This window comes from Streptomyces sp. NPDC002680, assembly GCF_042889145.1.
Taxonomy (GTDB): Bacteria; Actinomycetota; Actinomycetes; order Streptomycetales; family Streptomycetaceae; genus Streptomyces; species Streptomyces adonidis.
Genome location: NZ_JBIAQP010000028.1, coordinates 22776 through 45590, shown reverse-complemented (window position 1 = coordinate 45590; position 22815 = coordinate 22776). Strand labels below are relative to the sequence as shown.

At 67.7% G+C, this 22815-nt stretch carries 26 protein-coding genes and 3 pseudogenes; 8 read left to right on the top strand and 21 right to left on the bottom strand.

Translation table 11 applies throughout. The features are described 5' to 3' along the window. Positions 1–35: 35 nt before the first annotated feature. Together ACFYXF_RS47700 and ACFYXF_RS47695 are read right to left on the bottom strand one after the other, a co-directional pair. A complete protein-coding gene (locus ACFYXF_RS47700) occupies positions 36–785 on the bottom strand; it encodes a helix-turn-helix domain-containing protein (RefSeq protein WP_389359860.1) in 750 nt (249 codons plus the stop codon). A gap of 5 nt (positions 786–790) precedes the next feature. Continuing rightward, positions 791–1027, bottom strand: coding sequence for a hypothetical protein (locus ACFYXF_RS47695; RefSeq protein WP_389359858.1), 237 nt, complete (start codon positions 1025–1027; stop codon positions 791–793). 168 nt (positions 1028–1195) lie between these two features. Here ACFYXF_RS47695 and ACFYXF_RS47690 point away from each other — a divergent pair, with 168 nt between their 5' ends. Together ACFYXF_RS47690 and ACFYXF_RS47685 are read left to right on the top strand one after the other, a co-directional pair. Continuing rightward, positions 1196–1579, top strand: coding sequence for an MmcQ/YjbR family DNA-binding protein (locus ACFYXF_RS47690; protein WP_389359856.1), 384 nt, complete (start codon positions 1196–1198; stop codon positions 1577–1579). 8 nt (positions 1580–1587) lie between these two features. Continuing rightward, positions 1588–1950: an MmcQ/YjbR family DNA-binding protein gene (locus tag ACFYXF_RS47685; protein ID WP_389359854.1), complete on the top strand. Its 363-nt coding sequence runs from the start codon at positions 1588–1590 to the stop codon at positions 1948–1950. Positions 1951–2012: 62 nt separating this feature from the next. Here the strand turns inward: ACFYXF_RS47685 and ACFYXF_RS47680 are convergent, their stop codons facing one another. The 7 genes and pseudogenes from ACFYXF_RS47680 to ACFYXF_RS47650 all read right to left on the bottom strand — a co-directional run. Then, complete coding sequence (locus ACFYXF_RS47680; protein ID WP_389359852.1) at positions 2013–3470, bottom strand: APC family permease; 1458 nt, start codon at positions 3468–3470, stop codon at positions 2013–2015. 280 nt (positions 3471–3750) lie between these two features. Beyond that, positions 3751–4704 carry an electron transfer flavoprotein subunit alpha/FixB family protein gene (locus tag ACFYXF_RS47675; protein WP_389359850.1) on the bottom strand — a complete coding sequence of 318 codons (954 nt, stop codon included), beginning with the start codon at positions 4702–4704 and terminating at the stop codon, positions 3751–3753. Between the two features lie 13 nt (positions 4705–4717). Then, positions 4718–5518, bottom strand: a complete 801-nt coding sequence (locus tag ACFYXF_RS47670) for an electron transfer flavoprotein subunit beta/FixA family protein (protein ID WP_389359848.1) — start codon at positions 5516–5518, stop codon at positions 4718–4720. A gap of 19 nt (positions 5519–5537) precedes the next feature. After that, on the bottom strand, positions 5538–6590 hold the full coding sequence (locus tag ACFYXF_RS47665; protein WP_389359847.1) for an aspartate/glutamate racemase family protein: 1053 nt from the start codon (positions 6588–6590) through the stop codon (positions 5538–5540). Positions 6591–6633: 43 nt separating this feature from the next. Next, positions 6634–8790 carry an FAD-dependent oxidoreductase gene (locus ACFYXF_RS47660; RefSeq protein WP_389359846.1) on the bottom strand — a complete coding sequence of 719 codons (2157 nt, stop codon included), beginning with the start codon at positions 8788–8790 and terminating at the stop codon, positions 6634–6636. Between the two features lie 76 nt (positions 8791–8866). Next, positions 8867–9055 (bottom strand): aldehyde dehydrogenase family protein, encoded by a 189-nt coding sequence (locus tag ACFYXF_RS47655; protein ID WP_389360003.1) that lies wholly within the window; start codon positions 9053–9055, stop codon positions 8867–8869. Positions 9056–9119: 64 nt separating this feature from the next. After that, positions 9120–10304: pseudogene (locus ACFYXF_RS47650) on the bottom strand (aldehyde dehydrogenase family protein); the annotation flags it as partial. Positions 10305–10484: 180 nt separating this feature from the next. Here ACFYXF_RS47650 and ACFYXF_RS47645 point away from each other — a divergent pair. Further along, positions 10485–10826: a hypothetical protein gene (locus tag ACFYXF_RS47645; protein ID WP_389360013.1), complete on the top strand. Its 342-nt coding sequence runs from the start codon at positions 10485–10487 to the stop codon at positions 10824–10826. Here the strand turns inward: ACFYXF_RS47645 and ACFYXF_RS47640 are convergent. The 6 genes and pseudogenes from ACFYXF_RS47640 to ACFYXF_RS47615 all read right to left on the bottom strand — a co-directional run bounded on the left by ACFYXF_RS47640 (position 10793) and on the right by ACFYXF_RS47615 (position 15462). Next, the gene (locus tag ACFYXF_RS47640; protein ID WP_389360011.1) at positions 10793–11071 is read right to left on the bottom strand and encodes a hypothetical protein; all 279 of its coding nucleotides are present in this window, start codon (positions 11069–11071) and stop codon (positions 10793–10795) included. The two genes, ACFYXF_RS47645 and ACFYXF_RS47640, sit on opposite strands and share 34 nt — an antisense overlap. Positions 11072–11157: 86 nt before the next feature. Further along, a pseudogene (locus ACFYXF_RS47635) lies at positions 11158–11559 on the bottom strand (nitrilase-related carbon-nitrogen hydrolase); the annotation flags it as partial. Positions 11560–11673: 114 nt separating this feature from the next. After that, a complete protein-coding gene (locus ACFYXF_RS47630; RefSeq protein ID WP_389359844.1) occupies positions 11674–13209 on the bottom strand; it encodes a class I adenylate-forming enzyme family protein in 1536 nt (511 codons plus the stop codon). 376 nt (positions 13210–13585) lie between these two features. Further along, the gene (locus ACFYXF_RS47625) at positions 13586–13852 is read right to left on the bottom strand and encodes a hypothetical protein (protein WP_389360009.1); all 267 of its coding nucleotides are present in this window, start codon (positions 13850–13852) and stop codon (positions 13586–13588) included. Between the two features lie 34 nt (positions 13853–13886). Further along, positions 13887–14558: pseudogene (locus ACFYXF_RS47620) on the bottom strand (NAD(P)/FAD-dependent oxidoreductase); the annotation flags it as partial. A gap of 70 nt (positions 14559–14628) precedes the next feature. Further along, a complete protein-coding gene (locus ACFYXF_RS47615; protein WP_389359842.1) occupies positions 14629–15462 on the bottom strand; it encodes a citryl-CoA lyase in 834 nt (277 codons plus the stop codon). Positions 15463–15688: 226 nt separating this feature from the next. Here ACFYXF_RS47615 and ACFYXF_RS47610 point away from each other — a divergent pair, with 226 nt between their 5' ends. The 4 genes from ACFYXF_RS47610 to ACFYXF_RS47595 are packed head-to-tail and all read left to right on the top strand — an operon-like array spanning position 15689 to position 17838. Next, entirely contained in the window at positions 15689–16168 is a 480-nt protein-coding gene (locus tag ACFYXF_RS47610; protein WP_389359840.1) for a hypothetical protein, read from the top strand. Next, positions 16165–16728, top strand: a complete 564-nt coding sequence (locus ACFYXF_RS47605) for a hypothetical protein (protein ID WP_389360007.1) — start codon at positions 16165–16167, stop codon at positions 16726–16728. The genes ACFYXF_RS47610 and ACFYXF_RS47605 overlap by 4 nt, the downstream gene beginning before the upstream one ends. Continuing rightward, entirely contained in the window at positions 16616–17362 is a 747-nt protein-coding gene (locus tag ACFYXF_RS47600; RefSeq protein WP_389360001.1) for a hypothetical protein, read from the top strand. The genes ACFYXF_RS47605 and ACFYXF_RS47600 overlap by 113 nt, the downstream gene beginning before the upstream one ends. Next, positions 17359–17838 (top strand): MaoC/PaaZ C-terminal domain-containing protein, encoded by a 480-nt coding sequence (locus ACFYXF_RS47595; RefSeq protein ID WP_389359838.1) that lies wholly within the window; start codon positions 17359–17361, stop codon positions 17836–17838. The genes ACFYXF_RS47600 and ACFYXF_RS47595 overlap by 4 nt, the downstream gene beginning before the upstream one ends. A gap of 170 nt (positions 17839–18008) precedes the next feature. Here the strand turns inward: ACFYXF_RS47595 and ACFYXF_RS47590 are convergent, their stop codons facing one another. Both ACFYXF_RS47590 and ACFYXF_RS47585 read right to left on the bottom strand, forming a co-directional pair. Next, the gene (locus tag ACFYXF_RS47590) at positions 18009–18143 is read right to left on the bottom strand and encodes an FAD-dependent oxidoreductase (protein ID WP_389359836.1); all 135 of its coding nucleotides are present in this window, start codon (positions 18141–18143) and stop codon (positions 18009–18011) included. Further along, positions 18136–18267, bottom strand: a complete 132-nt coding sequence (locus ACFYXF_RS47585) for a hypothetical protein (RefSeq protein WP_389359834.1) — start codon at positions 18265–18267, stop codon at positions 18136–18138. The genes ACFYXF_RS47590 and ACFYXF_RS47585 overlap by 8 nt, the downstream gene beginning before the upstream one ends. A 248-nt stretch (positions 18268–18515) precedes the next feature. Between ACFYXF_RS47585 and ACFYXF_RS47580 the strand changes: the two genes are divergently transcribed. Next, the gene (locus ACFYXF_RS47580) at positions 18516–18731 is read left to right on the top strand and encodes a hypothetical protein (protein WP_389359832.1); all 216 of its coding nucleotides are present in this window, start codon (positions 18516–18518) and stop codon (positions 18729–18731) included. Between the two features lie 60 nt (positions 18732–18791). On the opposite strand, the gene ACFYXF_RS47575 is transcribed toward ACFYXF_RS47580, so the two are convergent. Genes ACFYXF_RS47575 through ACFYXF_RS47560 form a run of 4 tightly spaced genes read right to left on the bottom strand, consistent with a single transcriptional unit; the run spans position 18792 to position 22813 of the window. Further along, positions 18792–19859 (bottom strand): alcohol dehydrogenase catalytic domain-containing protein, encoded by a 1068-nt coding sequence (locus ACFYXF_RS47575; RefSeq protein WP_389359830.1) that lies wholly within the window; start codon positions 19857–19859, stop codon positions 18792–18794. Between the two features lie 56 nt (positions 19860–19915). Continuing rightward, positions 19916–21088, bottom strand: coding sequence for an acyl-CoA dehydrogenase family protein (locus ACFYXF_RS47570; protein ID WP_389359828.1), 1173 nt, complete (start codon positions 21086–21088; stop codon positions 19916–19918). Next, entirely contained in the window at positions 21081–21983 is a 903-nt protein-coding gene (locus ACFYXF_RS47565; protein WP_389359826.1) for a polysaccharide deacetylase family protein, read from the bottom strand. The genes ACFYXF_RS47570 and ACFYXF_RS47565 overlap by 8 nt, the downstream gene beginning before the upstream one ends. A 50-nt stretch (positions 21984–22033) precedes the next feature. Beyond that, positions 22034–22813 (bottom strand): SDR family NAD(P)-dependent oxidoreductase, encoded by a 780-nt coding sequence (locus ACFYXF_RS47560; RefSeq protein ID WP_389359824.1) that lies wholly within the window; start codon positions 22811–22813, stop codon positions 22034–22036. Between the last annotated feature and the right edge of the window lie 2 nt (positions 22814–22815).

The following is a 22815-nucleotide window of genomic DNA, read 5'->3' as shown; positions in this document are numbered from 1 at the left end:
TCGCGCGAAGTTTTGGGATATCCACCGGGGGAGTCTCAGGGATTCGGGGTGGCCTGACGAGCCGCGTAGGCGGCGGGTGTGAGGCCGGTGTGCTGCCGGAAGAAGCGGCCGAAGTTGGCCGTGTCGGTGAAGCCCAGATGGTCGGTGACCGCGCGGGCGGTCCACCGGGCGTGGCCGAGCAGACGGCGTGCTTCGAGCAGACGGCGCTCGTCGATGACCTGCCGTGCTCCGGTGCCGGCGGCGGCCTGGGTGGCGCGGCTGAGAGTGCGTACCGAGCAGCCGGGCGTAGTTGTCGACGCGGTGCAGCTCGCGGTAGTGCAGCTCCAGGGTGTCCCGGAATCGTTCGTAGACCTGGCGTCGTTCTGAGCTTCCCCCCGGGGAGTGACTCTGGCCGGGAGCGGAGCTGCTGTGACGACGTCCGGTGAGTCGGCGAGGCGGAGCAGCAGGGCTTCGAGGAGGCTGCACCGCAGGGCGTGATGGGCCGCGAGCGGGCGGCGTCCCAACGCGTGGTGTTCGTCGAGGAGTTGGAACGCGGTCTGCTCCAGCCAGGGGGCGTCGGCGGGGTGTGGGGTCAGCACGGCAGGGGCGTCGTGCGAAATGAGCGGAGTCAGATGCTTGGCGGTGTCGGGTCGGAGCGCGTCCGGCTCGAACAGGATGAAGGGGCCACGGGCGGTGCCGGGGTCGTGCCAGCACTGCACGTGCCCGGGGCGCACCCACAGCCACTGGCCGGGGGCGACGGTCCGCGTGAGGTGATCGACGTCGTGCTGGAGCTCACCCTCTGTCACCAGGATCAGATAGTGGAAGGTGGCCCGGCCCGGACGGGGCGGATTCCACGGCCAGTCGTCGTGATCGGCGTGAAGTCCTCGACCGTGGTGACCTCCAGGCCGTACGGGGTACCGACCGGGGGCTGGAAGCCGTACAGCGGGACGGACTCGGGCCCGGCGCGTCCGGCGGAGACGGACCGCGAGACGAAGAGGGCGGAGGAACGCTGCTCCGACGTTGGCGAGTGTCGCCTGCCGACCATCATGTGTCCGCAGTTTACCGACCGGATCGTCGTCCACGGGGAAGGATGGTGAGCGCGGCGTTCCCGTCACCGTGTGCCGGTGCCGCAGCGCGTGTTGATCATGACGGAGACGGCGCCACGTGCTGTGGCCCGCCGGTCGGGGCACGGACAGGAATCGAGGAGTGGGCGACCTTGGACGGAGAAACACTGCAGAAGACCGCGGCCGACTGCGCCGAAGGCCTGCCTGGGGCCGGACTGGAGCACCCGTTCGGCCCCGAATGGGAGGTCTACAAGGTGCGCGGCAAGGTGTTCATGCTCATGACCGACGTACCGGGACGCCCCATTGTGATTCTGAAGGCGGACCCCGGTGACGCCGTGGCTTTGCGCGAGCAGTACGCGGACATCACCCCCGGCTACCACATGAACAAGAAGCACTGGATCACGCTGAAGGGCGGAAACACCCTCGACGAGAAGCTCGTCAGGGAGCTGGTGGCCGACTCCTACCGTCTCGTCGTAGGCCGGCTGCCCAAGTCCCGGCAGCCCGTCGATCCATACGCCTACGGCCGCCTCTCCTGAGCCGCCACGTGCCCTCCAGTGGCGAGAAGCTCCAGGACACCGCGCGCGACACGGCACTCGCGCTGCCGGGAGTCGGTCACGGGCGCCCGTTCACCGAGCAGCTGGACGTCTACAAGGTGGCCGACAAGGTCTTCCTGATCGTCACGGACGACCCGGACGAACTCATCGTCACCCTCAAGGCGGAGCCGGAGTACGGGCGGCTGCTGCAACGCCAGTTCCCGTCGATCACTCCGGGCCGCTACCTCGACAAGCGGCACTGGATCTCCGTAGGAGTCGGCCGGGGCGTCACCGCCGATCTGGTCGGCGAACTCGTAGACCACTCTTACCACCTCGTCCTGGAGACGGTTCCGCACAACCGCCGCCCCGAATGACCAGCAACCGACCGACCATTTCCTTCGATGTTGCTCGCGAGAGCACTCCTTCTCGGTCCCTTCTACTGGCGGCCGATGCTGTTGTAGATCTCCGCACGGTTCCGTTTGAGGTAGAACGCCCAGGCTGTCCCGCCCAGCGTGACGCCCCAGATCATGATGATCAGGACATCCTTCGTGGTTCCCGTCGCTCCCGTGAGCAGCGTGAAGTTCTTGGTAGCCAGGACCAGCGTCACGCACAGCACGACGAAGGCTACGAGGGAGGCCGCCGCCGGCCTGACTGCCTTTCCGTGTACACGGTCACGCAGCAAATAGATGCCGATCGCCAGTGCGACAAGGACCAGCAGTATGACGAACGAGTAGCTGTAGAGCCCGGCCAGTCGCGCGTAGAGGTCGGCCTCGGGGACATCCGCGGCCACGAAGACGCCGAGCACCAGCAGTGCCGTCACGCTGAGGGCGAACGAGGCCCTGTGCGGGGACGCGTGCCGCTCGTGAGGCTGGCCGAAGCGTCGCGGGAAGATGCCGTCGGCGCCGAGATTGAACACGTACCGGGCGGTGATGTTGTGGGCCGCGAGCGCGAGGGCGAACGAGCTGGTGAAGAGCATGACTGTTGCCGCGTCGTAGGCGAACTGCCCGGTGTACTCCTTGATGCTGTTGGTCGACGCGCCCACCAGGTCCTTGTTCACCGTATCCATGACGGCGGCAGCACCGTAGGAGTTGATGAAACACCATGCGGTCACTGCGTAGAGGCCGGCGAGCAATGCCACGACGCCGTAGGTGGCGACTGGAATCGTCCGCTCTGGCTTGCGCACCTCATCGCGGAAGATCACGGTCGCCTCGAAGCCGCCGAAGAGACCCATGCCGAAGAGGAACGCGATCGATGTCGACCCCGAGAAGATCTGACGCGGGGTGAAGGAGTCGAAGTCGATCCCGTGTGCGCCGCCCTTGGCAAGGACCGAGATGTCATAGGCGATCATGAGGAGCAGCTCGCACGCCAGGAACACAGTGAGGACGCGGCTCGAAAAGCTGATGTTGAGGTGGCCGAGCACGCTGGTCACGACGAGCATCAGACCTGCCCACACCCACCACGCGACCTTGGGTCCGTGAAAGAGGTCCACGATGATGGTGTTGAGGGCGATCCCGCCGAGTGCGTAGGCACTGAGCAGGGCCACGAAGTAGCAGGTGAGCGCCGCGAAGCCGGAGCCGAGGCCAACGACCCTGCCCAGCCCGGCGGTGATCAGGGCGTAGAAGCCGCCTGGCCTCTTCAGCCGTACGGACATGGTGAGCAGACCCACTGCCAGCATCGCGACGATCACGCCGCAGACGAGGAACGCCACCGGCGTACCGACACCATTGCCGAGCAGAACGGCGACCGGAATGAATCCGAGGAACACCACGACTGGGCCGTTGTAGGCGACGACCGTGAAGATCAGTTCGAGTACGCCCATGTTGCCGCGCAGACTCGCGCTACTTTCGCTGCTCATTGCCACTTCGGCATCAGCGGCTTCGCTCGCTGCGCTCATACGGCATCCTCCATCATGTCGATTCACGGATACGTCGCCGTTGGCTGCCTGGGCCTGGGTGTGGCGTACACCACGCGACGTTTGAGATGCCAGGAACGTAGGGATAACCCCTTGGCCACTTCCATTGGGAGATGTCCGAAATTCGGTGGCTCGCTCCGCCATCCCTACGACGAAGGCAGGGCGACAACGGCTGAGGGGCCCGACTGGATGGCAAAGAAACAACGACGCCACCAGCAGTCCGGCCGGAGACGTCGTTGTTCGTCAGGTAACGCTGGCCGACTCACCCCTTGCGTTGGTTGATCTCCTCGGTCAGCGCGGGCAGGACCTTATGAAGGTCGCCGACAACGCCGAAGTCGACGAGGTCGAAGATCGGGGCTTCTTCGTCCTTGTTCACGGCCACGATCGTCTTGGAAGTCTGCATGCCGGCTCGGTGCTGGATGGCTCCGGAGATGCCGTTTGCGATGTAGAGCTGTGGGGAGACGGTCTTGCCGGTCTGGCCGACCTGGAGGGTGTGCGGCATCCAGCCCGAGTCGACAGCGGCACGCGAGGCGCCGACGGCCGCGCCGAGGGCGTCGGCGAGGCTCTCGACCGCCTCGAAGTCGCCGCCGGTGCCGCGGCCTCCGGAGATGACGATCGCGGCCTCGGTGAGTTCGGGACGGCCGGTGGCCGCTCGCGGCTGGGTGTCCTCGATCCGAGCGGTCCTGGCCGCGTCGGAGATCGTCACTTCGAAGGGCGTGACGCTTCCGGCACCGGCCGACTCCTCCGGGGCTGTCGAGTTGGGCTTGACAGTGATGATCGGGATACCGGTGGTGACCTTGGCCGTGACCGTGTAGCTGCCGGCGAAGACCGACTGGGTGGTGGTGCCGTCGGCCTGGACGTCGACGGCGTCGGTGATCAGGCCCGAGCCGAGCTTGATGGCCAGCCGACCGGCGATCTCCTTGTTCTCGGCCGAGGAGGGCAGCAGGATCGCGGCCGGGTCCGTGTCTGCGGCGAGCTGCTGCAGCGCCTCCGCCTCGGGTGCCACGAGGTGGTCCCTGATCTCGGTGTCGTCGACGACGTAGATCTTCTCGGCGCCGTACGCCCTTGCGGCATCGGCGACGGCCTCTCCGGCGTCGGCGCTGCCGATGAACACGGCGGACGGCTCGCCGAGCCGCTTGGCGATCGTGAGCAGCTCGTACGTCGGCTTCTTGACCGTGCCCGCCAGGTGGTCGACGAGGACCAGAACCTCAGACATGTCTCGTTCCTTCTCAGATGAACTTCTTGTTCGCGAGGAAGCCGGCGAGTGCCTTGGCACCCGTGCCGTCCTCGTCCTTGACGATCTCGCCGGTGGTGCGGGGCGGGCGGGCCGTGATGGTCTCGACCGTGGTCCGGGAGGCATCCGGGCCGACCGAGGAGGGGTCGACGCCCAGGTCGGCCAGGTCCCAGGTCACCAGGGGTTTCTTCTTGGCCGCCATGATGCCCTTGAAGGAGGGGTAGCGGGCCTCTCCCGACTGGTCCGTCACCGACAGCACCAACGGCATGGTGGCGCTGACCGATTCCGTGGCGGCGTCCCCGTCGCGCCGGATGCGAACCAGGTCCCCCTGCGTCTCCACCGCCGACGCCAGGGTGACCTGCGGGATGCCCAGGCGCTCGGCGAGCATCGCCGGGACGATGCCCATCCCGCCGTCGGTCGAGGCCATACCGGTCACGATCAGGTCCGGCACCGCACCGTTGAAGGCCTTCTTCACGGCCTCTGCGAGCACCAGCGAGGTGGCGATCGCGTCGGACCCGGCGATCGCGTCGTCGGAAACGTGGAAGGCTTTGTCGACGCCCATCTGCAGGGCCTTGCGGAGAGCTTCCTCCGCGTCGTCGGGGCCGATGGTCAGCGCCGTGACCTCGATCTCCTCGTCGGCGCGGTGCTCCCTGATCTGTAGTGCCTGCTCGACGGCGTACTCGTCGAGCTCGGAGAGCAGGCCTTCGACGCCGTCTCGGTCAACCGTGTTGTCCGGCTCGAAGCGACGGTCGCCGGTGGCGTCGGGCACGTGCTTCACCAGGACGACAATGTTCATAAGAAGAGGGATCCTTTGGTCAGTTGGCAGCCAGGGCGGCCGCGCCTTTCAGGGCGACGAGGTTGCTGTTGAGCACCACGACTCCGTGGTCCGGGAACTCCTGCCGGTGTCGCTCGTAGGCGGAGGAGACGATGGTGCAGCCGATGACGACGGACTGCGCCTCACCCGCCGCAGCCAGCTCGGCCACGATGCGGTCCACTGCGCGCGCCGCGCCGCGCGGGTCCTCCAGGATGGCGTCACCGTCCCAGCCGATGGCGGCCACGCCGACGCAGTCGGCTCCGCGTCCGTAGCCGTCGATCAGACCGCCGATGACCTCCACGGCCTCCGGGATGTCGGTGATGACGGCGAACTTCGGGCCGAACTGCGTGGTGAGGCCGGTGGTCAGTTGCAGCGGCCCGACGACCGGGATCCGAGAGGCCTCGCGTGCCTCGGTCAGTGCGGGGTCGTAGTGGCAGGCGATGACGATCGCGTCGTAATCGTCCGCGTTGGCCTGCTCGACCGCCTTGAGGATGGCCTTGCTCTGGGCCGTGTCGTAGTCGACGCCCTCGGACTCGAAGGGCTCCACGTGCTCGGCGGAGACCGTCTGCTCCCCGTGTCCCGCGAGCAGCGACGTCAGTACGGCGTCGAACTCGTCGTCGTGCTCGGGCTTCTCGAAATGGAAGGGGGTCAGGAAGAGGACACGGGGCACCTCGCCGGACCGCTCCCGTACCGGGTCGGCCGCCGCCCAGTTGACGGGCGCGATCGACAGCAGTAGGCGGGTGCCCGGTTCTCCGCCGTAGCGGACGGTGGCGCCCTTGGGGAGCGCGGCCAGCTCGCCTGCACCGACCCTCACGGGGGTCTCGTCCTCGGCGTCGACGACGAGCAGGGACGCCTCGCCGCTGATGACGTAGATCGACTCCTCGTACCGGAGGGTCCAGCGATCCGTGTACCCGCCGTCGGGGAAGGTCATGAAGTAGGTGCCGAGTTCGCCGAATTCGGCCTGCGCGGTGCGATGTTCGATGACGGCCGGGCCGAACGGCTTGGCCCTGCTCTCGTCGAAGGGAAGGACCGTCACCTTCGTGCTGGCTCGCATGTCTGCTCCTCGGCTGGGGTGTACGTCGGGCTGGGGCGGCTGATCAGACGGTCCGGGACTGAGCGCGTCCGGCGAGGGTGAAATCCGTCTCGGTGGCGTTCAGCAGTCGCCGTTCCCTGATGTAGGGCCGCGGCTCGGCGGGGTTGGGGCTGTCGATCTCCCGGGCCAGTCGGTGGCCGGAGAAGACTGCGTCGGCGATGAAGCTAGGCCGCAGCGAGTCGCCGATGCTGTACACGCTGGTCAGTCCGGCCTGGCTCCACTCCGATCTGCGGTCCTGGAGGTCCTGGTAGAGGCCGGAGTCGGCGACGCGCTGGCCCACGACGACCAACGTGTCGACGCCGACATCGACCGAGCCGGCCAGGGTTTTGACCGGGACGGTGTCGGCGTCCGCGTGGCCCAGGCCGCTGCTGGGGAAGATACGTACACCCAGTGCCCGCAGGTCCTCGGTCATGCGGGCGTCCTCCATCGTCTGGTGGAGGTACGGTCCGAAAGCGGAGGCCGGAGTCACCGCGGTGACGTCGTGCCCGAGCGCCGCGAGGTGCTCGGCGATCCCGGGACCGACGAAGTAGCCGTCGGTGTCCCAGACCAGGACGCGGTCGCCGATCGTGGCCTCGCCGGACATGACTTCCTCGGGTGTGAGGACGTTGCCGCGGTAGGTGTCGCCGAGTGACAGCGGACGACGGTCGTAGGGCGAGACGGCGTCAGCCGCGTAGTGCGCTCCGGTGGCGATGACCACGATCTCGGCGCCGTAGTCGAGGATGTCGTCGGCGCTGAGCCGGGTGCCCAGGATCGTGGTGACGTTCTTCAGCTTCGAGAGCTGGTGCTCGCGGTACTCCACGACGTGACGCCATTCCTGGCGGCCGGGCAGCCTGGCGATCCAGTTGAGGCTGCCGCCGACCTCCTCGGCGGCGTCCACGAGGTGCACCATGTCGAAGCCGCGCTTGCCCAGGACCATGGCGCATTCGAGGCCGGCTGGACCTGCGCCCACGACCAGGACGGCCCGGTCGCGGTTCCCGGCCGTCTCGAAGGTCTCCGGGTGCCAGTCGCGGCGGAATTCCTCGCCGATGGTCGGGTTCTGCGTACAGATGATGCGTCCGTTCGCCATGTTCGCGCGTGAGACGCACATGTTGCAGCCGATGCACTCCCGGATGTCCTCGATGCCGCCGTCGCGGATCTTGGCAGGCAGGAAGGGGTCGGAAATGCCCGCCCGGGCGGCCCCGATGAAGTCGGCCTGGCCGGATCTGATGACCTTCGCCATCGTGTCGGGGCTGTTGAAACGACCCACGTTGACGACGGGCTTGGCCGTGTACCGCTTCATCCGGCCGGTGAACCGTGCCTCGTGGTTCTCGCGCGCGGTACGGGAGGACTGGGCGTCCTGTCCCCAGTCGACTCCGCCGATGATCAGATCCCAGTAGTCCACGACGTCGTCGAGGTGCTGGAGCACGCGTGGTGCTTCGCCGTCGTGCCGCATGCCACGGTCGCCGAGTCCGAGGGGGCCGTCCAGGGTGTCGACGCCGAAGCGCAGGCCGACCGCCGCGCGGTCACCGACGGCCGCACGCACCTGCGTCAGCGTCTCCCTGGCGAAGCGGGCACGGTTCTCGAACGATCCGCCGTAGGCGTCGGTGCGGGTGTTGTAGTACGGGATCAGGAAGTGCGAGATCAGCGACGCCGCATGGCCGCAGTGCAGGGTGATCAGGTCGTAGCCCGCGTCCACGGCGCGCAGGGCCGCCTGCACATGAAGATCCTGGACGCGGGCGATGTCCGACTCGCGGAGCGCAGCGGCGGTCCCGGCGTAGGCGACCGGGAGCGGTCCCTCCCCGGCCACCGGGTCGACAGAATGGGCGACCAGACGGCCTTCGGACGCGACCGACATCGAGGCGTGGTATTCGAGCTCGACGCCGGCGAGGGCGCCGCCGGCGTGGATGCGTTCGACGATACGGCGGGAGTTACGTACGTCTCCCTCGTCCCACAGGCGGCCAAGGACGTAGGGGACCTTGTCGGTCTCGGGGGCCACCGAGGTGGCCTCCGTGAACACCACGCCCCAGCCGCCCACGGCCTTCATCCCGCGATACGCCGCCTGCATGTCGGGGTACTCGGTGCCGAATCCGGTGGCGTGCGGTGTCTGCCAGAAGCGGTTGGGCGCCGTCTTGGGGCCGATCACAACCGGCTCGAAGAGGATGTCGTAGCGATCGGCGCTCATCGGCGTCCCTTTCCGCGGGGGCTGGATCCGGTCGCCGCCAGGCGGACGGCTGGGCGCTGCTGGACGAGGCGGTTCATCAGCCCGCAGCCTTCAGCATGACGTGCTTGACCTGTGAGTATTCGTCGATGGCGTGGGCCGAGAGTTCCTTGCCGTAGCCGGACTGCCCGAATCCGCCGAGGGGCATCTCGTTCGCGAGGACCAGGTGCTGGTTGAGCCAGACGGTCCCGAACGCGAGGTCCCGCGTGAGCCGGAGGCTCCGGTTCACGTCGGCTCGTCCAGACGCTGGCGGCCAGGCCGTAGTCGACGCTGTTCGCCATCGTGAGCATCTCGTCGTCCGAGCCGGCACGCTGGATCGTGACCACCGGGCCGAAGATCTCCCGCTGGATGATCTCGTCGTCCTGTCGTACGTCAGTGATCACGGTGGCTTCGTAGAACCAACCGGGACGGTCCACCCGCCGGCCACCGGCCGGGACCGAGGCACCGGTGGAGCGTGCCCGGTCGACGAAGCCCTCCACCCGTTCGAGCTGCCGCCGCGAGATGACGGGACCGAAGTGGGACGACTCGTCCTCGGGGTCGCCGCATCGCAGATCGGCCACGGCTTTGCGGTTGGCCTCGACGAAGGAGTCGTAGGCGGCGTCCTCGACGATGATGCGACAGGGCGAGGGGCAGTCCTGGCCCGCGTTGAGGAAGCCGGTCGCGGCCAGTTCGGCGGCGACCCCGTCCAGTGGCGCGTCGCCGAAGACCAGCGCCGGAGCCTTGCCGCAGAGTTCCAGATGGACGCGCTTGAGTGTGGCGGAGGCCGATATGGCGACCTTCCTGCCGGTGGCCACGTCTCCGGTCCAGGACACCAGTCGTACGGTGGGGTGCTCCACCAGGGCCGCGCCGATCGTGCCGTCACCGAGCACGAGGTTGAGGACCCCGTCAGGAAGCACCTCGTGGGCCAGCTGGGCGAAAAGGATCGTCGACAGGGGAGTGAGCTCGGAGGGCTTGAGAACGACCGTGTGGCCGGCCGCTACTGCCGGGGCGACCTTCCACATCGCCTCCATGAGCGGGTAGTTGCGGGGGGTGATCAGCCCGACCACGCCCAAGGGGGCGCGCCGGGTCATGGAGGTGCCCCCCTCCACGTACTCGCCCGCTGCGGAGGCGTGTGAGATCCGGCAGGCTCCGGCCATCCAGCGCAGGACATCCGCGTCGTACGCGATCTCGTCGCGGGCCGGCGCCAGCGGCTTGCCGACGTTGGCGCTCTCCGACCGGGCGAAGTCCTCACCAGCGGCCTCCAGACGGTCCGCGAGAGTGAGCAGCAGCGCGGCCCGCTCGGCCTGAGTCGTACGGCCCCAAGTGCTTAAGGCCGAGTCGACCTTCTCGACAGCGGCGGCGACTTCCTGGGATGTCGCGTTCCGGTAGGCGTCGAGAGGCTCGCCTGTCGCGGGCTCATGGACGACGGAGACGTTGCTGTCTGCGGGACCAGCACGCCAGGAGTCGAAGAGCGGACCTGCGAGCGGGGCGGTGGGCATTCGGACGTCGACCTCCTTGGAACAGTGAAGCGCGGGCTTCGGGCCCGGCGGACCTCTGAGGCCGTGGGGCGGCCTCATAGCGGTCAGTTTTGTCTGGCACCGCCGCAGCGGGAATCGTGATCGCCACAAGGTGCCGCGCGATCAGTTGTGAATCCGACAACGTCCTACTGATCGGTGATCGTGGACCGCAGCGCCTTGGCGAGGCTGTCGGGAAGCGGCCGCGACGTGGCGGACAACAACATCGACGTTGACGTAGACGAGCGCGATCGTGGCGACGGTGTCCGCGCCGCGGGCCACGTGCACGTCGAGGCCGAAGCTGGACGTGCCGACGCGGGTGCACCGGGTGGTGATGTCCAGCAGGTCGTCGAACTCGGTCATCGCCACATCGGCGAGTTCGAGATAGCGGGCTGTGAAGAGGAAGCCCTGGGCGTCGGCCTCGTGGTAACGGACGCGGTGCTGGTAGACGTCATGGCGTCACTGGGTCCTGCTCAGGTCTCGCTGCCGGTGACGAGTCCGGCGTAGAGATCGAGCCGGCGCAGCTTGAGCCCGGGGACCTCGGGGTTCTCGCGGGACGCGAACAGCAGGTCCCGGTCCAGGTCGACGTAGACGATCTCTTCCTTATCGCTGGTCGCCTCGGCGAGGATGCCGTCGTTACGGCCGAAGGTTCTGTCCACGGGCCCCGCCGCGAGGGCCCGGTCGACGGTGCACAAGGGTCCGTCTGCGGGCAGTCCACTATGCCCGATGAGCGGGGATGTGACGACGAACACCTGGTTCTCCATTGCGCGGGCCTGGCAGCCGACCCGCACGCGGTGGACGCCGCGGCGGTTCCAGGTGAGCGAGGGGCAGAAGCCACCTCGAGCCCACGCCCGACCAGCGAACGGGAGAGTTCGGGGATCTGGATGTCGGCGCAGATCAGCAGTCCCACCGTGAACGGACCGATGGTCGTGACCAGCAGGTCATCGCCGCCCCGCGTGCCCATCGCGTGTTCCGGCGGGGTGAGGTGGATCTTGTCCTGCACTTCCACACGACCGTCGGGGAACACGATGTGCGCGGTGTTCCGAAGTGATCCGTCGTCGGCGGTGCGGTTGTGGCTGCCCACGACCAGGACGATCCCGTGCTCCCGTGCCATACGGACGAGCCCTGTGACGATGTCGTCGGTGTAGGCGGTCAGGCCGTGCCGGTTCGTCTGCGACGGTGTGGTCCTCGCGGCTCGCGAGGAGGCCGGTGCTCGCCAGTTCGGAGAGCACCACGACATCGGCACCGGATGCCGCGGCCTCGGAGACCAGCGACTCCACGTGGGAGAGGAAGGAATCCAAGCCACGCTCGGGCCGCAGTTCGAACTGCGTGATGGCGATCTTGAGCGAGTTCATCAGTCCGGGTTCCCTTCCCGCGACACGAGCGCCGCGACCGCGCGACGGTCGACCTTGCCGGTGGTGGCGTTGTTCGGCAGACGGTCGACGCGGACGAGCCGTGTCGGCACCTTGTACGTGGCCAGGCGTTCACCCAGTTCGCGGCGGATGTGGTCGGGGTCAAAGGTCGCACCGCGCTTGATCACGACGGCGGCGGCGACGGCCTGCCCGTAGACCGAATCGGGAAGCCCGACCACGGTCGCGTCCCGGATGTCCGGGTCCTCGCGCAGGGCGCGCTCGACCTCCGCCGGGGAAACGTTGCTCCCGCCACGGATGATCATGTCGGAGAGACGGCCGACGACGTAGACGAACCCGTCCTCGTCCATGCGGACCAGGTCCCTCGTCCGGTACCAGCCGTCCGGTGTGAGGACCTTGGCGGACTCCTCCTCGTCGCGCCAGTAACCGAGCATGAGGCCGGGCCCTCGTGAGAAGGCCTCGCCCGCCTCACCGACCGGCACCTCGTTGCCGTCGGGATCGACGATCCGCAGTTCCGAGCGCGGGACGAGCCGACCGGCCGAACCCGGCACCGGGTACGGATCGACGACGGGGTCGTACGTGATGAGGGGGAAGCACTCCGAGGCGCAGAAGGTGTCGTGCACGGGGCGGCCGACGAGTTCGGTGAACCGCTGGAAGGCGGCCTCGTTGCGCGGCTCGCCGCCGGAGACCGCGAGTCGCAGCGAGGAGAGGTCAGGTCGGTCGGAAGACCGCTCCAGGTGGTCCACGAGCTTGGCGAACACGGTCGTCACGCCGGGGAGGAAGGTGGCGCCGTCGTTCCGGATGGCCTCGACGAGGAGGTCGGGGCGTGCCCGGCGCAGCGCGATGACCGTTCCGCCGACCAGCAGGGTCGCCATGGATGTGCTGTCAAGGCCGTAGAGCCAGGCCATCGGCAGGCACACGATGGTCCGGTCGGCCGGCGTCAGACGCCAGATATCGGCGTACGTGCGGGCGCCGTTGTACAGGGCGGCCTGCGAGAGCATGATCGCCTTGGGCCTGCTCGTCGTCCCCGACGAGTAACAGATGAGGGACACCGGCTCCCGCAGGTCCGTCGGGTTCTGCATCGTTCCCGTGCGCACGGAAGGCGGGTCGAAGTCCGCTCCGTCGATGAGCGCGGCAGGCAGTTCCTCCGCGGCGGCGCGCACGGCTCCGGCCGTACCACTGTCGACGAGCACGAGTACGGGGTCGGCGTTGTGCAACGTGTACAGCAGATCCTCGCGCCCGGTCGAGGGATAGATCGTCACCAAAACCCCGCCCGCGGTCCATACGGCGAGTGCCGAGACGAGGAACATCGACGAGTTCTCGGCGACAAGGGCGACTCGGTCACCCCGTTGCAGCCCTGCGGCGGCCAGACGTTCCGCACGTCGGTCGATCTCCGCGATGAGCTCTCCGTAGGTGGTGTGGCGGCCCTCGCCGATGACTGCCGTCGCCGTCGGCTGCGCGGCGGCGACATGGCGCAGCTCGACGAGGTAGTCGCCGCGTGTCCCTACGTCTCCTGGCATGACCTTCTCCATGGTTGATCGCGAAAGGCCGGCCGCGCCGTCCGGGGACGGGGCTCGCCGTGTTCCGACTCGGTACGCGGGGGCAGCCCGCAGCTGAATTGGTGTTTGTCCTGCGGTCCGCGGCCGTGTCCGGAGAAATACCGACACCCGGGGCGATGGCCCAGGAGCACCGGGGTGATCTAGTGGGGGGCCTCGAGGGGCGGTCCGCCTTCAGCGCATCGGCGAACTCGCTCTGCTCACCGGCGATCAGCTCGGCGAGGACCTGTCCGGACACGGGGGCGCTGGCCACTCCCCAGGTGTGACCCGCGTTGACGTGGGCCGCGTCGAGCCGGTCGACGATCGGCAGGTGATCGGGAGTGTCGCTCATCAGGCCGGCTTAGAGCCCGGTGACGCCGAGGTGGGCGTGATTGGGGTAGCGCTCCAGGGTGGTCGAGATCATGGCCTCGGTCGAGGCGAAGCTGATGTGCGGATTGAGTGATCCGTAGGCGTCGATGCCGGCGCCGATCACGAGGGCTCCGCTGCGGTTCTGCGCCAGGGAGTCGCCGTAGTCCAGGCGGTCGGCCCCCTGGGAGGGCCGGGCATGAGGATGCGCGAAGACGCTGGGGTCGTACAGGGGCAGATCGGTGAGGGCACCGCAGTGCACGACTCCACGAGGTCCATGGAGGATCGCTCGGCCGCTGGTCGGCGGGCTGGGTGACGACCTGGCCCATGCGGGCCGTCGTGACGGGCAGCATGATGCCTTCCGCCGGGTTGAGCGTCCAGGCTCCGGTCGCACACACGACTCCCGAGGCTCTGATGTCCCCGCGGACCGTCCGGACACCGTCGACGTGGTTGCCCTGCCGGATGACGGAGAGGACAGCGGTGTTCTCGTAGAGACGTACACCGGAGCGGACGACCGCCGTGCTCAGGGCGCCGATGAACTGCTGGGTGTCGATCTGTGCGTCCTCGGCGCAGTGGACGGCGCCGATTGCGGTCGCGGGCAGCAGCGGGGCGTACTTGGCCGCGTGGCCCGCCGACACCAGTTCGATCTCGACGCCGCCGGCTCGCCGCTCGCGGACGTAGTCCTCGAGAATGCGCCGCTGTTCCTCCGTTTTGAAGAAGCACAGTCCGCCGAGTTTCCGGTACTCGAAGACGTCTCCGAGTTCTTCGGCGAATTCGGCGTACTTCTCCTTGGCGGCACGGGCGATCGCGAGTTCGACATCGCTGCGGCGGGTCTGGACCCAGAGACAGCCGGGGTTGCGGCCGGAGGCGACGAACGCCGGGAAGCGTTGTTCGACCACGGCAACGTCGAAGCCCCGTCGGCGCAGTTCAAAGGCTGTGCAGAGGCCGGCAAGCCCTGCGCCGACCACCACGATGTCCGAGGTTGAGAGAACGTCCGGGATCACGATGGACCGGGTCCCTTCAGTAACGGTCGAGGCGTCACGGCGTCGCTTCCCATCCTGCCGCCTTGAGGTCGGTGGCGAGGTCGCGACGGGGGACGGTGTAAGAGACGTCCTCGGCCGGAATCACCCGTCCGAACCTACCGGAGGCGTACTCTTCCGAGATGTGGGCGACGACCCCGGGCAGCGTTCCGATGACGGTCAGTGCGGTCGACTCCTGCGGGGTGAAGCCCAGCGCGACGCAGATCGCGGCGAGCATGCCGACGTCGTTGATCGGGAACTCCTCCCGGCCTGGGAGCCGGGTGAAAGCCTGGTGTACGGCCTCGTAGAGCTGCGCTGCCTCTCCCCACAGGCCCGCGTCGACCGCGATCTGCCGCAGGATCTGGGCGCGAGGGTCGGCGCGCTTGAAGACCGGGTGGCCGAAGCCGGGAATTCGCAGCCGCGCGGCGCGGGCGTCGGCGACCACCTTCTCGGCGTACGGGGCGATGCCCGGCTTGCCGGCCGCATCGTAGGCGGCATACGTATCGGCAATGAAGCGCGCGCTGTTCTCCGTGGCCAGACCGTGGTCACCAGCGGCCAGGACCGCGGTGGCCAGACCGGCCTGCATGTTCGGGTTCGCCGACACGACGTACCGTGCCGCGGCCGTCCCCGCTTTCTCCAGGCCGTAGTCGAGCACGCCAGTCAGGACGGCGTCGAGGACCCGTGCTTCCTGTGGGGTGGGGAGCCTCCCCTTGATGAGCAGGTACGTGGATTGGGTGAAGGAGAGGCCGATGAGTTCGTCCAACTGGTATCCCCGCACGAAGACAGTGTCAGGTGTAATCTCGCTGACCGCTGAGTGCCAGTACGGGGCCTTGTTCGGGTCTGCCATCGTCATGACGCGGCGTTCTCCTTCTTTCCGTGCGGATGAACCGCAATCTAGGAGGGCCGCACCCGTAGTCCAATCGGATGTTTCCCAATGACGGGCCGCAACCATTGGAGAACCGCCAAATCTACAGTCCGTTCATTGGACCATTCTGCGACTAAATTCCGCAGGTCCGTCACGGTCCGCGTCGCCCCTCAGCGCAAACGTCGCCATGCCCGCCTCGCATCACTCCGTCGAGTTGGGGACGATCCTGACCGAGCCCGGTTCGAGCGTTCGTCTGGTTCCTGGCAGCGCGCTGGACCTGACCCGTCCGGTCCGCGGTGCGGCTGTCTGGGTACCGGGCGATGCGGTGCCCTCCGACCCGGGCATGATCGTGGTCTGTACCGGATTTCGGGCGGGTATCGAGGACGTCTTTCCGCTCCTGGAGCCGGATGACTTCCGTGTCGTCCTGCTCTGCGACGCACCGGTCGGAGCCGAGGTCCTCGACGTCACGAGGGTGGCGGACAACGTCGTAGGGGTGGTCAGCGTCGGCGCCGGCGAGGTCGTCGCATCCGTCGCGAGATCGAGTCAGAGCGTGGAGGAGGCAGTCTCACGGCGCCTCGGGACGCTTCAACGATCGCTGAGTATCGCGCTTGTACCCGGCACCGATTCCAGCCCTTCTGGTCCGTCTCAAGCGGGTGTGCAACGCGACGACCGCGCTGTTCGACCGGCACGGTGAGGTCATGCACGCGACCGCTCCAGTTCCGCGCGCTCCTGTTCGACGAGATCTCCTCGACGAAAGCCGACACGCAGATACTGGACATCGATGGCTGGCACGGTCTCGCGGCCCGTATCGCCGACCCCTCCTCTCCCGACGAGCACACCGATTGGCTGGTCGTCACGAGTGGACGCCCCGATTTCCCCGATGTCTACGCCACTTCGGCCGTGCATGTAGCCGCCAGCCTGGTCGAGGCCAACCAGCGCATGAGCGTCCTCGTGCCGAAACAGGAGCGGGCAGTGCGCGCTGCTGTGCTCGAACAAGCGCTGGCCCTGCGCAGGGAGCGGCACGATGCCGAAATCGCCGCGCGGGTCGCGGGGTTGGGCATCACTTTCGATACCGAGGTCCGAGTCGCCGTCGCGACGTTCGCCCGCTCACCGCGCCGCGACCAACGCCGGCAGGCGTCAGATGTTGTCAGCAGCTGGGCCCCCGTCGTTGATCACTGCTCGTGGCAACGGTGCCACCTTGCTCGTCAGTGCGGCGTGGCCGCACGGCAACGGCTCCTGGGGCCTCATACGTGAGCTGCCAGCGCTGCAGACAGGGATCGGGCGGCCTGTCACCGCTGTCGACGGAATCGTCGACTCGTACAACGACGCCCACCTGGCCGTGCGCACACTCCGGCGCGTCGCCCAGGACCAGCGGCTCATGGCGTACGAGGACTTCGACTTCGCCACGCGGCTCTTCGCCGATGTCGGTCCGGAACGAATGATGGCGTGGGCCGAGGACTTCCTCAATCCCCTCGTGAACCGGGATAACCTGCTCGCCGGCCTGCGCGCCTACTTCGAGAACGATCAGAACATCAGCGACAGGCCGGCGACGGAGCTGGTCCCCGGGCAGTCACTGACTGGCGCTCTGCGGCGCGTCCCTCTGTCGCCGGTCGACAGCTCCGGAAGAGCCCGGGGCGGCAGTGTCATTGGGGCCCTCAACGCGCGACCACCACAGGCCATCACCCCGGCTCTCACCGGCATCCAACCACGGGCACCTTCTCAGGCCCCGCAGAGAGGAGGGTCCACCAGTGACCACCGCTGTTCACACCCTTTGGTGAAGCAACGACTCGGGTCTCTGGAATTGGGGATTCCCATGGTCACCCACACGTGCCGTCGAGCCCAGTATCTAGGTATCCGATCCTCTCAGAACGATAGGAGCCCCTGGTGAGCCAGGTAGCCGCCGTTCAGGCGCCCGTCGAGCGTGGCCTCTACTTCGACGAGTTCACCGTCGGCCAGTCATGGGTCACACCGGCCCGTACGATCACCGACGCCGATCTGGTGGCCTTCGCCGGAATTTCCGGCGACTTCAACCCCCTGCACACGGACGAGGAGTTCGCCAAGAGGACGCAGTTCGGCGGCCGTATCTTCCATGGTCCCGGGGTGTTCGCGGTCGCGACCGGGCTTGAGTCCCGTCTGGGTATCAAGGAGGGCACCGCGATCGCCTTTCTCGGCATGACGTGGAATCTCAAGGGTCCCGTGCGGATCGGCGACACGATCCGTGTCGAGCAGCAGGTGGCCGAGGTGCGGCCGTCGAAGTCCAAGCCGGACCGCGGGATCGTTACCTTCGACGTCCAGGTCAAGAACCAGCACGATGAGATCTGCCACGACGGCCAGTGGTTCGTGATGTTCGAGCGTAGGTCCTGACCTGCGTCATCACCATCTGCATTCTCGTGGCCCGGCCTCGACAGGCCGGGCCACAGCCATGACGCTGACAACGACGATCGACGGTTCCCGGACAGGGGAAGACGTGATGGGGTGCCCTCCCGGCGGGACACCCCATCACGTCAAAGCTCTCTGCAGGTCGTCCGGCGTGCCTACCGACCGAGAATGACACTTACTCCGTCAGCCGCGCGGTAGCCGCTGTTGACGGCTCCCTCGATCCAGGTCCGCCAGACCGATTCGTCGACGTCGGTCCCGGTGAAGACGACACGGTCCTCCGGCTCATTCATCGCGCGCAGGAAGTTGTACCTGGCCCGGACGATCGATGCGGTGGGTCCCGTCGAAGAGTGGGTCGGTGTTCCAGTCGTGGGCGTCCACGGTGAGCACCTCGGCGTCGGGGTAGTACTCGCGCACCGCGGCCTCGACCTGTTCCCGGTTCGTCGGATCGAGCTTGGCGGTGCCTTCCCCGCGAAGCCCTTGTGCAGGGAGGACTCGTCGGCGAGCTCGTAACCGAGACGGATCGCCTGCAAGGTGCCCATGCCGAGAGCGAAGGGCCAATGCGGTACGTTCCGCACCATCATCGACAGCTTGTAGGCGCGGCCCCGGTGGTTCGCGGCGAGAATGTTCCGCTTCTCGGCGGAATCGCTCGGGTTGAAGTCGACGTGCCGCAGGACGTTGGCTTCGAGGTGTCCCGCAGGTATCCGATGATCCGTTCCAGGTCACCGATCTCCCTGCCCGGTACCGGGCAGGAGCGCAGGACGCCGTCGGTGATGAAGGCGGCGCTGCTGGGCGCCACGTGTTCGGTCAGGGCGATGCCGTACCGCTGGATCTCGCGCCGGATCCCGGCGAAGCCGGCTCCCACGACCACTGCGTCGTAGGTCCGTTCATGGTGTTGCGTCCTTCCAGTAGACGGGGCGGTCAGGTGCCGGCGGTCAGTCTCAGAACGTGATGAGCGGTTTGATGTGACCAGGCTCGCGTGCGGTGACCTCAGTGAGCGCGCGCTCGACGTCGTCGAAGGCGTAGTGCCGGGTCAGCAATGGTGTGGGGTCGAGGCGTCCCGTCTCGATGAGTCGCAGGAGCCGCCCCAGCCGCTCACTGCCGGAGCGCTGGAACGTACTCAGGATGGTCTTGTCGCCGATGCCCCGGCCCCACTTGGCGAGAGGAATCGAGAGCGATGGGTCGTCCGGCCCGCTGTACGAACTCAGGACCGCGATCACGCCGCCCAAGCGGGTGACGGCTACCGCCCGGGGAAAGGACTCCCTCACTCCCGACGCTTCGACCGCGCAGTCGGCGCCTGCGCCTGACGTGAGCCGCCGGATCTCGGCCTCGATGTCGTGTTCGGCGAGGTTGAGAGCGTGGTCGGCTCCGACGGTTTCCGCCAGGGCTTCACCGCCTGGCCGGGCTTTCACCGTCACAACCAGGCCGGCTCCCAGGGCACGGGCCGTCATCGTCGCGGCGAGACCGACGTGCCCCTGGCCGAAGATGACGACCGTGCCGCCCAGGGGGAACCGCGCCGCCTCAGGTCCTGTGCTCCCGGAGGCGATGGTGTCGGGCACGCAGAGGGCGGCCGCATCGGTCACACCGTCCGGGATCGGCACCAGGTTGTGCTGGGCGAACGGTACGGCGAAGTACTCGGCGAGGCTGCCGTCGCGGCTGACCCCGTAGGTGTAGCCGCCCCACTCCGTCCCGCCGCAGTGGCCGCTGAAACCCCGTTGACAGTTGGGGCACTGTCCGCAGGGTGTTGCGGAGGCGACGCTGGCTCGCTGGCCGACGGAGAACCCGCTGACGAGGGCGCCGATCTCGTGGACGACGCCGACGGCCTCGTGTCCCAGTACGGTTCCGTCTGGCGTTGGAAACTCTCCGCTGACGCACGCGACGTCGGCCGAGCAGAGCGAGGCGGCCGTGGTGCGGACGACCACCTCGCCGGGACCCGCCATCGGAGTCGGTCGGTGCTCGATCGCCACCTTCCCGCCTCGGAGCACCAGGGCTTTCATCTTCTGGCTCATGACCTTCCCCTGCGGTGTTGTCGGCACTCGATGCCGTGGGGCTTTGCACCCCACCGTTAGCGAACCTGTGCGAGCACGCTTTCGGCGACCGAGAGCATCAGGATGTCGTTCATGCCTTCGCCGATAGCCATCAGCGGTGCGTCGCGGTAAAAGCGCTCGACGGGGAATTCCGTGGTGTATCCGTAGCCGCCGTGGATCCGCATGGCCTCGAGCGAGGCCTGGATGCAGGTCTCGGAGGCGAAGACCTTGGCCATCGCGGATTCGACGCTGGCGCGGCCCTCGGCCTGGGTCTTCACGGCTGCGTTGATGTTGAGCAGGCGTGCGGCGTCGATGCGGACGGCCATGTCGGCGAGCTTCAGCTTGATCGCCTGGTAGTCGGCGATCGGGTGGCCGAAGGCCTCTCGCTGCTTCGCGTAGCGGGCGGCGGATTCGAGGCTCGCCCGGGCGATGCCGATGGAGGCACCGGCCATGTAAATCCGGCCGCGGTCGAGGGCCGACATCATCTGGTAGTAGCCCTGGCCGTCGATGTCACCGAGCAGCTGGCTCGTGGGAACCACCGCGTTCTCGAACGTCAGCTCACACAGTTCCAGCCCCTTGTGGCCGAGCTTCTTCATGTCGCGGCCGATGGTGTAGCCCGGTGTGTCCGGCTCGACCAACATGAGGCTCATGCCGCCCCGGTGCGACGGCTGTGCCGTCGGGTCCGTACGGACCATGACCACGAGCGGTGCCGCGTGACGGGCCTGGGTGATCATTGTCTTGGTGCCGTTGAGCACGTACGAGTCGCCGTCGCGCTTGGCCGTGAGCCGGATATTCTTCAGATCGCTGCCGACGGCGGGTTCGGTCATCGCGATGCCGCTCGTGCGGCTGCCCGCGGCGAGCCCCGGGAGGTACTTCCGCTTCTGTTTCTCGGTGCCGTAGCGGGCGATGAGGAAGGCGCCGCTCGCGGAGCTGCCCACCACGCTGGCCAGGCCCATCCAGCCGCGGGCGAGTTCCTCGAAGACCAGGCCGTAGCTGATGTAGTCGACATCGGATCCGCCATACTCTTCGGGGACGGACATGCCCATGATGCCCAGGGCGGCCATCTCCGGGATCAGGTCCGCGGGGTACTCGTCCTTCGCTTCCCGTTCCATGGCTGTGGGGATGACGCGTTCGTCGACGAACTGCCGGACGACGGCGCGCAGGGCGTGGTGGTCTTCGGTGAGGCCGAGGACTGTGGTCTGTTCAGACATTGCGGATGCCTTCGGGATCGGCGGAGTACGGGCCGCCGTCCGGGCGGGACGGCTCGGGGTCGGACCAGGCGTCATAGGCCTGGGACAGGGGCGGGAACCAGATGCCGTCGTGGCCGGTGACGTGGTCCAGGAAGCGCTCCAGCATGACCATGTTGTTCGCCCGGCCGATGGTTTGCGGATGGAGGGCGAAGGACATGATCTCGCCGGGGCACCGCTCGTAGGCGAAGTCGAAACTGTCCTTCCAGCGTTCGAGGACCGCCTGGTTCGACTGCATGAGCGGGCTGCCCTTGAACGACTCGAGCTCGGGGAAGTCGTCGAGACACCAGTGCACGGGAAACTCCAGCACCGCGCTCTCCGGCCCGAAGGTGTTGCCGCGTTCGAGGTCCAGGTGCGTGACCATCCGCGGGTGGTACGGCGTGAAATCGCGGCCCATCAGCGAGGAATCCCAGTCGAACTCGTACTCGGCCAGCAGGTCGAGCGTGATGTCGGTGACGTCCAGGGCCGGTGAGCGGTATCCGCGCGGCCTGCTGCCCAGGAGGCGCTCGTGCTGTGCCAACTGCAGCTCGATGAGCCGCCGTTCCTCGGCCGGCTCCGGTATGGGGACGTACTCGTGGAAGACCCCGTGAGCGGCGATCTCGTGGCCTGCGGACAGGATCGCGTCGACGGCCGGGCGGAAGGTCTGCACCGTGTGCGTCGGCACGGACCAGGTGGTGGTGATGCCGTACCTCTCGAAGGTGTCGAGCAGGCGCGGAACACCGACCTCGGCGCCGAACTCGCCACGTGAGAGCAGTGACTGCGAGCTGGAGCGGAAGGTCCCCATCCAGACGCCGTGCGCGTCGAAGTCGGGGCCGAACGAGATCGCGAGCTGCTTTCCCTCGGGCATGGCGAGTGGCATGAGCAGGTCCTGTCGTAGGCCGGGTCGGTCGGTTCGGTCGAGTCGGCTCGTCAGCTGGCGATCCAGCCACCGTCGACGTGGATCACCTCGCCGTTGATATAGGCGGCTCCCGTGCCGGCCAGGAAGAAGACGGTGGCCGCGACCTCGGACGGTTCTCCGCCGCGTCGCGCGGGGATGAGCAGGTCCATCAGGTCCGTGCTCGTGCCGACGCCGACGTTGGTGTCTGGGACGAGGTTCCCGAGGATCTCTTCGGACGTCGTGCGGATTCCGGTACGGACCACACCCGGCGCCACGAGGTTCGCGGTGACGCCGTAGCCGCCGAGGTCGTAGGCGAGGCGGCGGACGAGGCCTTCGAGCGCCGCCTTCGAGGAGCAGTACGCGAGGCCGTCCGGCATCGCCCTCTGCGCCGCGATCGAGCCGATGCTGATCACTCGCCCCGACCTCTGAGCGATCATCTGCTCGCTGACGGCCTTGACGACGTTGAACGTCCCGGTGAGGTTGATCCCTATGACCTTGTCCCACAGCTCGGCGGTGGTCTCCCGGATGCTCGCGCAGCCGTCGAAAACGCCCGCGTTGCTCACGAGCACGTCGATGCTGCCGTGGTCTTCCACGACGTGTTCGGCCAGGGCCTCAACGGCGGCGGCGTCGGCGACGTCGACCTCGTGGGTGCTCACGTTCGCACCGCCGAGCGCTGCCGCCGTCGACTTCAAGCGCCCGGCGGAGAGATCGGCGAGGTAGAGACGGTCACCCACCGCGGCGAATGCCTCGGCGACCGCCGCCCCGATGCCACTGCCGGCACCGGTGATGATCACACTTCTCGACTTGGGCAACT

What these genes read in the sequence shown, in the direction of transcription:
- ACFYXF_RS47575 (WP_389359830.1), bottom strand. Translation starts at nt 19,859, where the DNA reads ATGAGCCAGAAGATGAAAGCCCTGGTGCTCCGAGGCGGGAAGGTGGCG.
- ACFYXF_RS47570 (WP_389359828.1), bottom strand. Translation starts at nt 21,088, where the DNA reads ATGTCTGAACAGACCACAGTCCTCGGCCTCACCGAAGACCACCACGCC.
- ACFYXF_RS47565 (WP_389359826.1), bottom strand. Translation starts at nt 21,983, where the DNA reads ATGCCACTCGCCATGCCCGAGGGAAAGCAGCTCGCGATCTCGTTCGGC.
- ACFYXF_RS47665 (WP_389359847.1), bottom strand. Translation starts at nt 6,590, where the DNA reads ATGCGAGCCAGCACGAAGGTGACGGTCCTTCCCTTCGACGAGAGCAGG.
- ACFYXF_RS47600 (WP_389360001.1), top strand. Translation starts at nt 16,616, where the DNA reads ATGTTGTCAGCAGCTGGGCCCCCGTCGTTGATCACTGCTCGTGGCAAC.
- ACFYXF_RS47675 (WP_389359850.1), bottom strand. Translation starts at nt 4,704, where the DNA reads ATGTCTGAGGTTCTGGTCCTCGTCGACCACCTGGCGGGCACGGTCAAG.
- ACFYXF_RS47695 (WP_389359858.1), bottom strand. Translation starts at nt 1,027, where the DNA reads ATGATGGTCGGCAGGCGACACTCGCCAACGTCGGAGCAGCGTTCCTCC.
- ACFYXF_RS47630 (WP_389359844.1), bottom strand. Translation starts at nt 13,209, where the DNA reads ATGCCAGGAGACGTAGGGACACGCGGCGACTACCTCGTCGAGCTGCGC.
- ACFYXF_RS47680 (WP_389359852.1), bottom strand. Translation starts at nt 3,470, where the DNA reads ATGAGCGCAGCGAGCGAAGCCGCTGATGCCGAAGTGGCAATGAGCAGC.
- ACFYXF_RS47590 (WP_389359836.1), bottom strand. Translation starts at nt 18,143, where the DNA reads ATGAATGAGCCGGAGGACCGTGTCGTCTTCACCGGGACCGACGTCGAC.
- ACFYXF_RS47670 (WP_389359848.1), bottom strand. Translation starts at nt 5,518, where the DNA reads ATGAACATTGTCGTCCTGGTGAAGCACGTGCCCGACGCCACCGGCGAC.
- ACFYXF_RS47660 (WP_389359846.1), bottom strand. Translation starts at nt 8,790, where the DNA reads ATGAGCGCCGATCGCTACGACATCCTCTTCGAGCCGGTTGTGATCGGC.
- ACFYXF_RS47615 (WP_389359842.1), bottom strand. Translation starts at nt 15,462, where the DNA reads ATGACGATGGCAGACCCGAACAAGGCCCCGTACTGGCACTCAGCGGTC.